10 protein-coding genes are annotated in these 14,314 nt (G+C 37.4%); 9 read left to right on the forward strand and 1 reads right to left on the reverse strand.

All coding sequences use genetic code 11. The annotated features are described in order from the left end of the window. Nucleotides 1-98: 98 nt before the first annotated feature. From FZC76_RS05790 to FZC76_RS05825, 8 genes are all read left to right on the forward strand, one after another. Nucleotides 99-3,722 (forward strand): recombinase family protein, encoded by a 3,624-nt coding sequence (locus FZC76_RS05790; protein WP_148987307.1) that lies wholly within the window; start codon nucleotides 99-101, stop codon nucleotides 3,720-3,722. Nucleotides 3,723-3,861: 139 nt separating this feature from the next. Further along, nucleotides 3,862-4,323, forward strand: coding sequence for a hypothetical protein (locus FZC76_RS05795; RefSeq protein WP_148987308.1), 462 nt, complete (start codon nucleotides 3,862-3,864; stop codon nucleotides 4,321-4,323). An 18-nt stretch (nucleotides 4,324-4,341) separates the two neighbouring features. Then, the gene (locus FZC76_RS05800; RefSeq protein ID WP_148987309.1) at nucleotides 4,342-5,190 is read left to right on the forward strand and encodes a DUF5677 domain-containing protein; all 849 of its coding nucleotides are present in this window, start codon (nucleotides 4,342-4,344) and stop codon (nucleotides 5,188-5,190) included. A gap of 144 nt (nucleotides 5,191-5,334) precedes the next feature. Then, on the forward strand, nucleotides 5,335-5,949 hold the full coding sequence (locus FZC76_RS05805; protein WP_148987310.1) for an ATP-binding protein: 615 nt from the start codon (nucleotides 5,335-5,337) through the stop codon (nucleotides 5,947-5,949). Nucleotide 5,950: 1 nt separating this feature from the next. Continuing rightward, nucleotides 5,951-6,730 carry a transposase gene (locus FZC76_RS05810; RefSeq protein WP_148987311.1) on the forward strand — a complete coding sequence of 260 codons (780 nt, stop codon included), beginning with the start codon at nucleotides 5,951-5,953 and terminating at the stop codon, nucleotides 6,728-6,730. A 374-nt stretch (nucleotides 6,731-7,104) separates the two neighbouring features. Further along, nucleotides 7,105-8,235 (forward strand): YcjF family protein, encoded by a 1,131-nt coding sequence (locus FZC76_RS05815; protein ID WP_262372435.1) that lies wholly within the window; start codon nucleotides 7,105-7,107, stop codon nucleotides 8,233-8,235. Nucleotides 8,236-8,803: 568 nt separating this feature from the next. Next, nucleotides 8,804-10,111 (forward strand): DUF262 domain-containing protein, encoded by a 1,308-nt coding sequence (locus tag FZC76_RS05820; RefSeq protein WP_148987312.1) that lies wholly within the window; start codon nucleotides 8,804-8,806, stop codon nucleotides 10,109-10,111. Beyond that, the gene (locus FZC76_RS05825; protein ID WP_148987313.1) at nucleotides 10,108-12,051 is read left to right on the forward strand and encodes a GmrSD restriction endonuclease domain-containing protein; all 1,944 of its coding nucleotides are present in this window, start codon (nucleotides 10,108-10,110) and stop codon (nucleotides 12,049-12,051) included. The genes FZC76_RS05820 and FZC76_RS05825 overlap by 4 nt, the downstream gene beginning before the upstream one ends. 179 nt (nucleotides 12,052-12,230) lie before the next feature. Here the strand turns inward: FZC76_RS05825 and FZC76_RS05830 are convergent, their stop codons facing one another. Next, complete coding sequence (locus FZC76_RS05830; protein WP_148987314.1) at nucleotides 12,231-12,578, reverse strand: cell wall-binding repeat-containing protein; 348 nt, start codon at nucleotides 12,576-12,578, stop codon at nucleotides 12,231-12,233. Nucleotides 12,579-13,031: 453 nt separating this feature from the next. On the opposite strand from FZC76_RS05830, the gene FZC76_RS05835 reads away from it, so the two are divergent. Further along, a complete protein-coding gene (locus FZC76_RS05835) occupies nucleotides 13,032-13,811 on the forward strand; it encodes a hypothetical protein (RefSeq protein WP_148987315.1) in 780 nt (259 codons plus the stop codon). The last annotated feature ends 503 nt before the right edge of the window (nucleotides 13,812-14,314 follow it).

Consider the following 14,314-nt stretch of genomic DNA (forward strand, 5'->3'; position numbering starts at 1 on the left):
CATTAACCTCTTTCCACCCGTAAAAAGAACTTGAATGTTCTTGGGATGTGAGTGATAGATGGACACGAACCATTATCACTTATAGGAAAGGGGTTTTTATGTTGAATGAACTCCAAAAAGGAATGTGGGTCCGGACGTTATGGGATCCAGTGAAGGCTCGAGAAGAAAGTCCACTCCTTGGAGATAAGCAGGTAAAAGTCGCAGCTTATTGTCGAGTGAGTACTACATTTGATGAACAATTACGTTCCATTGAAAATCAGGTGAGCCACTATACCCATCTGATTCGAGAAAAGCCGAATTGGAAGTTTGTTGGAGTGTATGTCGATAACGGGAAGAGTGGAGCTAGTGCTAAAGGACAGCGAGGACTCCAGCGGCTGCTTCGCCATTGTGAAGAAGGAAGAGTGGATTTTATTCTAACTAAAAATGTCTCACGCCTTTCACGAAATGCAGAGGAATTGCTGACGATCGTTGAAAAGCTGAATGCATTGAAAGTAGGGATCTTCTTTGAAAAAGAGCATATTGATACATCCGTCCAATATAATAAGTTCCTCCTAAGTACCTATGCAGCACTTGCCCAAGAAGAAATTGAGACCATTTCAACATCTACCAGGTGGGGATTTGAAAAGAACTTCAAGAAAGGCCTCCCTCGATACAATAAAATGCTTGGTTATGATTTGGTAGAAAAAGACGGACGAAATACCCTTCAAGTTAATGAAGAAGGAGCAGCGATTGTTCGCCTTATTTTTGACTTGTTTTTGCAAGGGATGACCATGGCTGAAGTAGCACGGGAGCTGATGCGTCAAGGAATAAAGACATCAGTTGGCAAAGAACTGTGGAGAGGGTCGACCGTAAAACATATTCTAACGAACGTAACTTATACCGGAAACAAACTGACGAGAGTTCGAACCAAAGACCTTTTCACGAATAAAACCACCAAACATATGAGGGATGAAATTGCGATTGAAAACTGCCACCCTCCTATAATCAGTATGGAAGTATTTGAGCGGACGCAAAGGCGCTTAGAAGAAATTAAGCCTAAGAAGAAGTCCACAGGACCAAAAGGGAATAAACATTGTCTTTCAGGAAGAATGAACTGTCACCGCTGTGGCTATCGGTTGAACAACTATCCAACAAGAAGGGTGAACTATTGGAAGTGCCAAGCGAGTGATATCGGCGCTTGTAATTTTACATCGATTAGAGAAGATCGTTTGCGAAAGATTTTGCTGGAGGGCTTCAAACAGAAATTTGATATGACGAACCCTTCCGTTCTTGATGTGGCCAGAACGTTGCTCCAAGAGGTTAATCAGAAGGATCATTTTGAGTTTCACCGATTAAGGTGGATGGCTGAACTGGAGTTAGCAAAAGAAGGGAAGGGTGAGCTGGCCAAAGTAGAACAAGCCTATAAAGATTTTGAGCAACACATCGCCAGAATTGAAGATGATCGAATCTTTCGGAACCAAACATTGAGCTGGCTGGAGATAGTCCAAAATATAGAGGAGTTTCTAGAAACCATTACGATTGAACATCTTAGGGCTTGGTTGATGGGAGCGGTCATTTATTCTCCCGATGATTATCGCATTGAGTGGGTCGATGGGACAGAAACCATCGTAGGAAAGATGCCTGATAATCTACAGAAAGAAGAGATTCTTGAAAGACAACCAAACAAAAAGTTTCAAAAACAACAAGAGCATGAGCCACTGTATCAATTCATAGACGCAGAAGGACATTTGAAAGAAAGGAGTGAGGAAAGCATGCAAGCACTTATGGAAAGAGAAGTCATCAAAATTGAACCTAAAAAAGGGCAAAGCATGTTGAAGACGATAGAAAAGAACTTGCGTGACCATCCCTCCTCAACACCAAACCAGCCGGTTACAAAACCACTTAGAACTGCTGCCTATTGTAGGGTATCAACGGACCGTGAAGAGCAGCTAACCAGTTATAAAACACAGGTAGCTTACTATACGTATTTAATCCTCAAAGATCCTCGATACGAATTTGCTGGGATATTTGCGGATGAGGGGATATCAGGAAAATCCCTTAAAAATCGAACAGACTTCAAAAAGCTGATGGATGAATGTACACATGGGAATGTCGACTTGATCCTTTGTAAGAGCATTTCAAGGTTTAGCCGGAACACTTTAGAAACGTTAAAAGCTGTGCGGTTATTGAAGTATCTCCCTCGACCGGTGCACATATATTTCGAGAAAGAGAACATCCATACAGAAGATGCTGATAGCGAATTGCTGATTACAATTTTCGGTAGCATTGCTCAAGAGGAAAGTATTAATATTGGCAACTCTATCGCATGGGGAAAAAGAAGTATGGCCAAGCGGGGCATCATTAAAGTAGGAAACGCCAATTATGGATATCGTATTGGAGAGCATCATGAATGGATCACCCAGGAGGAAGAAGCCAAAGTCGTAAGGCGCATTTACACTGATATTCAGGCAGGGAAAAACTACACCCAAATCATTACAGGATTAACAAGCGATCGTGTACCTAGCCCAAAAGGAAAAGAGGTATGGAGCCTTAGCACGGTGAAGGGTATCCTGCAGAATGTGGTCTACAAGGGAGATTACCTCTATCAAAAATATTTCACCCTGGATACATTAGAAGAAAAGACAGCTACAAATCAGGGCGAATTACCGCAGTATTATATTGAAGGACATCACGAACCTATTATTGATCCAGAAGAATGGGAGAAGGTCCAAACCATTATCCAACAACGCAGCGAAGCTTTCGAGCAGCGGAACCATCAAAGGTATTCAAAAGACCAACGTAAAAACTCATCTTTCATTGAGAAGTTAATATGTGGAGAATGTGGAAGAGGGGTGGGATATGAACGGAGTTTTGAACGAAGGGGCTCAAGGGGCACACGAGAAATTAACCGGTGGGTGTGTAGGCTGGCTGAGAAGTATTATGCTGTGAACGGATGCTCCTCTCAACGGTTTCATCAGGATTATCTTGAAAAGCACTTTATTAATCTATTAAAAGGGCTTGAACAAAATGAGGCATTTCAGCAAGAAGTAGAAAAGGTAATTGCTCAAACAGAGTTAAGTGCTGAGGAGCTACAACAAGAAGTAGCGATCCAGAAAAGGATGGAACAGCTGAATCAAGCACTATATGAGGCGGTGGATGAAGAGCTGAATCAAGATGGACAGGATCACCAAAGGGTGGACGAGCTAAGTGAAGAAATAGTGAAGTTACACCAGAAATTAAAAGACTTCTCTGACCGCAAAAAGCTGGCGGATCATTACAGGAATGAACTTAAAGAGCTGATGAAACAAATAAGAAAGCTGGACGATAATATGAACCAGGCATTCCCTACAGATCTTTATGAACAGTTTATTAAACAAGCCACGGTCTATAAAGATGGAAAGGTTGTATACCAATTAAGTCTAGGGATAGAGTGGTCAACCGATGAAAAGTATGAAGAATATAAACAGCAGATTTCAATGGAAAGAAAAGCACAAAGGCAAGCTGAACGAAAGGAAAAGCAAGCAGAATTTTTGAAAGGGCCAGAGGTAACCGCCTTACTGCAGTTTTGTGAAGAACCACGGATGTGGGGAGAAATCCTGGAGTTTATGAACACGATGATGACGATATCAGCATCCTATTTCCGAAAAAGCATAGTACTACCATTAATTGAAGAGGGGAAGCTGCAGAAGAAATTCTTGCCGCAACGTCAAAGAAAGCATAAATATTATATGGTGAAGAAGTAATGAAACCCACTGAGTTGGCTGATGCAGCCGCTTGGTGGGTTCTTTTTTTGTTGTTATGGAATGTTTAATTATGAGACAAGCCTTTCTACTGATATGGTAAAATTATCAAAAAGGTCAGTTTTTATGAAGGGGAATAATAATGATTGAAACTATCAAACTTACACAAGATGATATACAAAATATTAAAGCTGATATAGATGAAGCAACTAAACTAATTAAACATTATGCTATCCAATATAAAGGGCAAGAGCACTATGACCATCTAGGTGCCAGTTGTGTTATGTCAGCAACCAATACAGTCGATACAGTCATTGGTTCAGCTCAATATTTAGATGGTGCGTTTCTTATGCCGGATGAAATTCACGTTGAAAGGCTAGTTGACTGGTTTATAAAGAATAAAGAATTTGAGTGTGATAGAGCCATTCTTACCTTTTACTTTGCAAACTATATTAAGCGAAAGATTAATGCTTTATATCGCTCTATCAATAAAGATGAGTTTGCAACGACTCTAACTATTATGGGGAATAAAGAAGCTAGTAAAGAATTTAAAAAGCAATGTCGTGAACGTAAAAAGCAAGGTGTTAAAATTATTCGACAGTAGCCAAAGAGGTGAATGATAATGAGCAAGGGCCAGTACACAGCAAACCTTGATAAGTTAATAAATAAATTTATTTTGAGGTCACGTGATTTTGTAGAGTATGCAGCACATCTTTTTGGATATACCGAGATGTTGATGACAGGAGAAAAAAACTCAAAGTTTACTTATGATCATGAGTACTTTAATTTCACAAAAAGTACCAAAACCTTGATTAGTATTAGATTATTATTGAAAATGGGCCATAATGAAGATGCATTAATATTAATTAGAAGTATGTTTGAAAATTATTTGAGTAGCAGATATCTAAACGAGAATGGGGAATTTATTGACCAGTTGATTACCTTTCCTTTAAATGTATTCTTTAATGAATACAATGTTCGAAAGGGTGGGGAGATATTTAACCGAGATGGTCAAAAAGTAGGAGACCAAATAAATCCGAGTGAATTTAAAACCGGTAAAGATAAGCAGTATTATTACACGTTTTATGGTTTCCTATCTCCGTTTGCTCATAGCAATTTTGGTATAGTAAACTTTTATCTTGATAAAAATTTATGTTTTACAGTTGAAAAGGAAAATTATCCACTACTTGTTCGTTTCTTTACAGTTTTTGTGTTCACTAAAATTTTTGAACATATTGTAACTGTCGAAGGTGAAGAATTCATTAATGAAAGAACAGAGAAAGAATGCTATAAGCTAGTCGAGGAATCTATCAAGTTCCAATATGAACTAATCCCTGTTTTAATTGCTGCATTTAATTCAGACGATACTAAGGTTAAACATTACAATAAAAGAATGAGGGAAATGCTAAAAGATATGAGGAAATCATTAAAGGAAGAGTTGGGAAGTGTAAAAAAGGACTTTCTGAACTAACGAATCTTTTGTGAATAGGAAAATGGTAAACAATATATAGAAGAAACTCGTTTAAGCTTGCTCATCACAATACGTGGTGGGCATTTTTTATTGCTATAAGGGGGGATATATTTCGCGTATTTTTATCCATACGTCCTCACGGCGATGCTCCGCCAGCCTCTAGAAAACGAAAAAGTGACCATCAGCAGAGTCCACTCGACAGTGACCTATCCCGCAAAGTTCATCTTTCTTGCAGCCATGAATCCCTGTCCATGTGGCTATTTAGGGTCAGATCGTCATTACTGCACCTGTTCCGAAAAACAAATCAAAAACTATAAAACTCGAATATCCGGTCCAATTCTTGATCGTATGGACATTTTGCTAACGCTTAACCCAGTTAGCTTGAATAAACCCAAACTATCTGAGACTTCCGACACACTCAGAAATAGAATTGAAAAAGCAAGGGAATACCAATATGAACGATACGGAAAAGAACGATGTAATGGTAGTGCTTCCATGGAGGAACTCACAAACTCGATTACCACATCTCAATTGGAAATCTTGCAATCCATTTCTATAAAACTTGGTTTGAGTAATCGCGTCCAGATGAAAATCATCCGTTTAGCCCGAACCATATCTGATTTAGCAGGAGAGAAAAACATAACAGACGAAGCATTAGCAGAAGCTATGTCCCTTAGAAAAATCAAGGCTAACACAACATTTAGAAAATCATCCATGATAGGTGAATCACTTCAAATTCAGCAAAAGGGCCTTCAATAACATGCCCAGAAAACCACGCGAAAAAAGCTCTAGCAATATTTACCACATCATCTGGAGAGGAGCCAACAAACAAGACATCTTCCATGATGACGAAGACCGCATCAAATTCCAAGATACCCTCGAGAAATATCACCAAAAATCCAAGATAACCATACTTGGTTGGTGTCTAATGAGTAATCACATACACCTATTAATAAAAGAAGGCATAGAAGACATATCCGTCACAATGAAGCGCATTGGCGTAAGTTATGCCCTCTACTATAACAGAAAATACTATACCGTCGGCCACCTCTTTCAAGACCGCTTTAATAGCGAAAAAGTAGAAAATGACTCCTACCTCCTAACAGTCACCCGCTACATACACCAAAACCCTACCAAAGCAGGAATGGTCCAAAAACCCGATCAATGGAAATGGAGTAGCTGCCGTGGATACTACGGCCAGGATTCACCCAATGGAAATATGCTCAACACAAGCTATGTTCTCAAACTATTCTCCCATGATCCACTAACAGCAAGAATCAGCTTCAAAGAATACAACGAAAAAACCAATACTGACCAATGCCTAGAAGAACCAACAAAAATAAAAAGAAAACTAAACGACCGTGACGCCAAAACAGCCATAAAAACAATCCTCGGCACCATAGAGATCCCCCAAGTAAAAAGTCTACCCAGAGAAAAAAGACTACCCCTCCTTCGAAAAATTAAAAGAATAGAAGGAATTTCCCAAAGGCAAGCTGCTAGAATACTTGGAATATCAGCTAATTTAATTTTTAAGGCGTAAAGTAGGGGACGGACCTCTGTTTCACGATTGAGATTGACAGGCAAGTTGATAAACGTCTACTGAACGTAAGTGCATTAATTTACAGGTGTGGCCTTATGATTGTCGGACCGAAGGCCTTTTACCAAGAAAAGGGGGCAGATTTCTGTTTTCAGTTCACACTCGATAAACACCAGATATACATGAGTTTTTGGTAGCTACTTAGCAGAAGGAGCAAAGAACCGTCCCGGCGCTTTAAGGACAATTGATAGTGTCACGTTTTTTTGAAAAAAGAGGAATTAGTATATATATGTCGAAAGTATATCTTTAATTAGTGAAATTTGTAGAATATAGAAATACATAGGAATATATCATGTTGTGGAAAAGTGGCGTGTATTTTGACCGGAGCGGATTCAAATATTGTTGAAGAAATTTTTAACAGAACAAAAGAGGATTTAAAGAAGATGATGCCTGTAAACATTATGATTATAGGGAAGACAGGCATTGGAAAAAGTACCCTTATCAATAGTGTTTTTAGAGAGAATTTAGCTGAAACAGGAATCGGTAGACCAGTTACTCAGCATCTAAGGAAAATTTCAAAAGAAGATGTTCCAATATGTTTGTATGATACGAAGGGATTAGAGCTTAAATCTGAAACTCAAGAAGAAATTAAGGACGAAATAAATAATAAAATTAACGAATTATATTTAGCTCGTAACGAAAAAGACTATATTCATGCAATATGGTATTGTGTCAATGCGAATTCAAATAGAATTGAAGATCTAGAAATTGATTTAATTAATTCTTTTGCATCCAATGTTCCTGTTATTCTTGTTTTAACTCAAACTATTGGGAAAAGTGGACTAGCTTTTCAAAAGAAAATTGAAGAAATGAATCTTAATGTTAGAGCGATTCAAGCTGTCCTGGCAGAGCCTTATGAAGTTAGTTCAGATATAGTGATACCCGCACATGGCTTATTAGGGATAGTGGGTAAAACTTATGAAGTTTTGCCTGAGGGGGTGAGGAAATCTTTTATAAATGCACAAAAGGTAGACATAGATAAAAAAGTAAAGGAAGCACGGAATTGGTCAACCGGTTATATAGCAGGTTCATTTGGTGCTGGCTTTACCCCTGTTCCCTTTGCTCAAGCAACAGTTATAGTTCCTATTCAAATTGGAATGCTAGCACATATTACGACAATATTTGGAATCTCACTAGATAAGTCCTTAATTAGTGGGATAGTTGCCTCCATAGGTGGTAGCGGAGGGGCAACATTTTTAGGAAGGTACATTGTTGGTAATCTCTTAAAATTTATTCCTGGTATAGGGACTCTAGCCGGTGGATTGATTACTGGAACTGTGGCATCTATACTAACAACTTCATTAGCAATGTCATATATTGAAGTGATGAGAAAAGTTGCAATAGCGGAGTACGAGGGAAAAAGAATATCTAATCAAGATATTGCTATTATGATGAAAAGTATGTATGAAGAGAATTTGAAAAGACCTAAACCTGAACCAGTTTTCTGAATGGTGTAATCCCCTATTGGGTTTAACTGGCTGTCACTTCTTTATTTTCTGATTGATGAGTAGGTTAACTACAGTTCATAAATTATGCAATTTTAAGATAAAAAAAATATGGATTCAAGCAATTTTAATAGAAGGAACTTATTAAATTTTGCTCATCACATTATCATGGTGGGCATTTTTTTTATGGAATGAACTAATTGCGTTTTTCTAAGATGAATCAATTGAACAAGCAGGTGAATGCTGCACCTTTTGGAGAGTAAATCCCACTTCGCCTAGAATGGACATCCGACCCGATGGTACTTTAAAGTGCAGCAGGTTTGGCCTGTCCTTTTAATCCATTCAAAAAAAACTATCTTTTTCAAGATATTCTCTCCAATATAGGGATTTAAGAGTATAATAATGTTATATACTTCCATATTCTTTGAGGCCGTACGCAAATACTACCAACAGGGAGACACATCAAACTTGATCGCTGCCAAACATAAAGTATACGCCTTAGAAAATGATAGGAAAACTTGAAATGATTGAAAATCTATGAGAAAACGCCGGAGCTATATGGAGACAAACGATGAGTAAAATTAATTTTTCAGTGAAATCAATATCAGATGTTCTGCAAATTGAAAGTCTTAAAATTCCAGAGTATCAGCGACCATACAAATGGGAACGCAGGCATATTCGCAACCTTTTTTATGATATAAGAGAAGCCATTGACAGAAACATTAGTGAGTATCGAATCGGCTCTATCATTTTGCATAATAAAGACAATGAAAACATAGATGTAGTGGATGGACAGCAACGTTTGATTTCGATTTCATTATTCATGTATTGTGTGGGAGAAGACAATTTGCCTGACGGTGCTAGTAACCTATTAAATGGGAGTTACGTAGGCATCTCAAGGCTTCATGCTAAAGAGAACTATGATGAATGGCGCTTTCTTTGTGGTTTAATTTCGAAGGAAGAAGTCGATGTCATAAGCAACTTTATGATGAACCATTGCAAGGTTTCTGTTATAGAGATGCCGTCAGAATGCTTGTCAGAAGCTTTTCAGCTTTTTGACTCGCAAAATAACCGTGGCAAGGCTTTAGAACCTCATGATTTATTGAAAGCCTATCATTTAAGAGCAATTAAAGATGAGTCTGAACAAACGGTAGAAAACTGGGAAAAATATGTTGATGACAAAGAACTTAAACTCAGCGATTTATTTGACAAGCACCTATTTAGAATACGACGCTGGATTAACGGAGATACAGGTTTATATCGAAAAAGGTATGGTAGTGAGTTAAGATTCACTGAGCGGTTTATTGGAGATTTCAAGGGCGTTAATCTTCAAAATGCGTCATACCCTTATTTGCAGTTATACAAAGAATTACTTGAAAACGACATTGCTCTTCCTAATTCTATTTGTATGCCAATCATTAATGGCAACGCCTTCTTCCAGTTTATTGAGTTCTCGTATGAGCATTTCAAAAACAATTTTCATGAGAACAGTATAGTAGAAGGCTTCCTTTCGGATGAAATCAAAGAAATAGTGAACAGTAAGAAAAGCAAATACGCAAGAAACATTAATCTGTTTACGAACTTATTGGCCACATTTATTGATCGTTTCGGTGCGGATCAACTTGACAGAGAAACGTGTGAGAAGGTGTTTGTTTGGGCGTTTTATCCGAGAACTGCCGCAAAAGCAATTTACAATACAACACTTGCAAACTATGCAGCAAGCGGGACATTTCAGAAGAAAAAATGTCAGAAGCTATTTCAAGAATTAGCGGTTTCGGCTACTCCACGTGAATTTGTTGCTCGAATAGATACAGATATGCTTGGCAATCTAACTGCTGCAGACATTATAAACAAGCTTCAAGAGGAGGTCAAAAGGTGAACAATCCTCTGTCTATATTTGATTTGCTTAACGGTAATAGTTATTCCATTCCGCTGTACCAACGAAATTTTGCCTGGACGGATGTGGAAATAACACAACTAATTATAGATGTACTCGATTCTATCAAAGAAGATCGTCCCGAGTATTTCATTGGCACGCTCGTGGTAAACAAAAAGGAAAATGTCTATTCTATTATAGATGGGCAACAGCGATTCACTGCAATACTACTTATTGCTCTTGCCATTCAAAATGAATATTCTCCTTCCACAAAGCTCGTTAAAAAAATCAACTTGAGCTTTTCGGCAAGAAAACGGTCGAATGAAACGTTAAGTAGGTTATTTTTAAACGATCATAATACTGGAAAAATTACAGACGACGAGTTGAGTCGTGGTTATCATGAAACACTGAGCGCTATTAACGAGCATATTGGTTCGAGCGATTATTTAGATATTTCAATTGAAGACTTCTATGGGTACCTTTTTGATAAGGTGAAAATTTTCATTAGCGAAATGCCACAAGACTTAGATGTAAATCTGTATTTCGAGAGATTTAACTCTCGCGGTGAACAATTAGAATACCATGAAATAATAAAAGCGGAGCTTATGCAACGCCTTGTAGCTGAAGGTATCGCTTTTACCAAAATTCAAAAGTTTGCTAAGGTTTGGGATGCTTGTTCTGAATTCGATACCCCTTGCATAAAGTTTTTTAAGAAAAAGACAAAGGGGTCAGATGCGGATGAAGAAAGAGAAAAAGTATTTAAGTGCGAGTGGAGCGAATATGAGCCAGGGAAAAATTCTTGGAGGTATGGATATAATCTTAACAACATCTATTCGGAAATGGTCGTTAACAAGGAAAGCAAAAAATCAATAATAAGCGCCATTAAAGAACCGGTTGAAAACGGTGCCGTTGCAGACTTTGAAGCTGTAGAGAACGAAGATTCCAATAAATATCGTTGTATTGTGAATTTTAATACTTTCCTTTATTATGTTTTGTATTTGACTGATAACGTAGATGCAGATTCTATCCAGTTGGATGATAAAAAGCTGAAATCAGCTTTTAAAGTATCTTCAAGAAATAGCCAATGGATATTGAATTTCGGGGAGAACTTGCTGAAAGCGAAATTTATCTTTGACAATTTTATTGTTCGGAACTCTCTTGAAACTACCTATAGGCGTAAAGAGGGAGAATGGTTTTTACAAAAGGCCTATCGCGAAGACAAAAACGAAAAAGCGAAAGGACGTTTATATGTTCAAACGCGGTTTGATAAAAACTCTTTTCCGACCAATAATCACGAAGTACTTATGTTGCAGTCGATGTTTGCTGTAACCTTCACTGCCTACAAAGACACTAGATGGTTATATACAACACTCCAATATTTGTTTGAAAATGCAAACAAGTTAAATGAGGTTGATTTTGGTGATGAATTCTATGCTTTTCTGGAGTCTCTATCTAAGAAATATGCGAATGAAAGAATATGCAATAGCAGCGGAATTGATGCTCAGAAATTGAGGTACAACCATTTCGTTCCTGTCTACGCTTTTAACTTTACCGATTATGTACTATGGAAAAATCGAGATAAGTTAAGCTTAGACTATCCTGCAATCAAGTTTGATGACTTCCGCTTTACATACAGACGTTCCATTGAGCATTGGTATCCTCAGAACCCAAACGAGACTGAAGGAAAACCAAAATTATCTGATGATTTGCTGCACTGCTTTGGAAATCTATGCTTAATAGTTGCTAGCCAAAATTCTGCATTCAGTAATCTCTATCCACTTGCAAAACTAGCAAACTGGCGAAATATTTTCAGCACACAAAGCCTTAAATTGCAAATGATGGCAGCAAAAACTGACTCTTGGCATTGCTGGGACGAAACGAAGCGCACGGAAATTATTGAAATGGAGAATGATATATTGCAGATGCTTCAAGAATATATCTAGTGGTTCGAGGTGACAGGACATTCGAACCGGTTGTGCTTTTAAGGGTAGCCGGGTTGTTTGTCCTGTCCCTTTGACCCCAGGTCTTAGATTAAAGTAAAGGGGGAGATGGGAAAAGCAAGGCTGGGTATCCGTTTGGTTTGGAAAGGAAGGAAGTAAAACTTCCGTCCCCGGACTTACTTCTATAAACTTTTCACCGTTAGCTTTACCTCATCCGACACAGCCTCTGTCCCACCTAAAATAGTAGAAGTCTTAAACTCTCTATCTTTAATAATAGAAGCAGTTTCTGCAGGTAACTTATCTTTTCTCGTTAGGACAAGTAGGCTATCCGTCTTCACTGCATACGCAGTTCCAGAGAGAGCATCTGCAAAGTCATAGCCTGTAGCTACAACAAGATGGTCATTTTCTAAACCGAAATACTCGGCAATTTCAGCCGGAGTGTCATAGCGATTTTCACCACCGATTCTTGTCTTTTGCTTATTTGGTAGTTGACTAAATACGTTGCTTGATACGGCACCTGATTGATGCAGGGGACGGACCTCTGCTTCCTCTTTATATCCTTCTTATAGCTTAATATATAAGTTTAAATTAATAGAGTTATATGATGATTAGTGTATGGTAATTCTTAACAGCTTTCCCACTTTCGTATTTCTCATCTGTGAATTCATCTATTTTACTACTCACCATAATTTCATTAATATTGTTAAGAACACCAACCGCAAACATTTGTAAATTTCAACCAAACAGTTCATATAACTATGAAAGGAGACTTCTTTATGTCCACAAACTTCACTAGTATTGGTTAAAAGGGATTGGAGGGATATTGGATTCGAGTGAGGTGCTTGTGAAGGATGGTATGAAGTCCAGTGCGGTTGTTGGCCTACCGGGTGCTTCTGTTAAAGGTTTAAAGGACTGGGTTTTGTCTGCATTATTAATAACGCTGGAAATTCCTCTATAGAAAAGAAAGGGTGAGAGGGAAATAAATGAGGAAAATTATTAGACTTACAGAAATAGGGAAACTAAATGGTGTAGAAGCGTTGATCTTTTTTCTTGCCTTTTTAGGAGGACCGTTTTTACTAATTTTTCATTCTTCTATATTTAGAATTGTAGCTTTTGTAATGTTAATGTGTTCAATAATCTTTTTAATTTTCAAGAAAAGAGTCAATAGTGAAACGAGAAATTATCCTTATAACTATCCCGTTTTACTTTATTTATTGTGCATTACTTTTATTATTGTCTTTGTGATTTCATTCTATAAAGATTCAATTATTTTCAGCTATGGTTTGACAATTCCCCTGTTCGCTTACTTGTATATTATCGGGATAATCCTGTTTTATGTATTAAACATAATTTTTATTGTTTTATTAAAGATGATGTTCCCTCAAGAGGGAGAAATGATCAAGAAGGAATCTAATATTATAAGTCTTAAAAAATTATCTAAATACATAGACATTGATACGCAAAAAATTTTTTTAAGTTTGTCACTGATAAACGTTTTTTTATACTTGTTCTTTATTTTATTTGCGATGCTACTTGTAATTAAGCACATTGATAGTGAACAAATAGGATCGATTGAAAACCTATCTATTTGGGTAAAGAGACAAGAATTTGTTACGTTCTTTAACGGAATTAGTATATTATCTCTAATGATAGGTATATATACTATAACCTTTCCGGCACAGAGTAAAATTATCAATGAGGCAAGACTAAAACTTCAAGAAAGATTTAAAGAATGTACTAATAACTCTTTCGAATCTAGATAAATTGTTAAGGGTTCAGGTGAGTCGACCTGATTTAGCAAAATAGAGTATAGCAAGGAAGAATGGGGCGGATTTCTGCTGCTTCCTCAATGCGAAAAATTTAGTTCTATGCCAGATTCCATAAGACTTCCATTTACTATCAAAGTAATTACCAATAGAAAAACAAGCCCAATCACAATCCTTCCAATTTTCGAAGAATTAGGCTAATACTTTCAAGAATTGAGCCAGTATACGGGATATCATCTTTTTATACTTTATCGCTTTACTAAGAAAAATTGTAAGTAAACCCTTTATGTGAACATATTGAATACCAACACTAAAAAATTATTATCTTCAATAACTTTTATCTTACCTTAGTAATTATGGATCCAACGACCACTGGGGCGAGCCCACTGCTCGGCACAGCGGCCCGTCTGTAAAATTAAATTTATGGTATAGGTGATTTGGTTGTTTTACAGTAGCGAAGGCCATTTAACTTTAATCCATATAAACCAGGTCCAGCTCCC

It is taken from the genome of Sutcliffiella horikoshii (assembly GCF_008180725.1).
Classification (GTDB): Bacteria; Bacillota; Bacilli; order Bacillales; family Bacillaceae_I; genus Sutcliffiella_A; species Sutcliffiella_A horikoshii_B.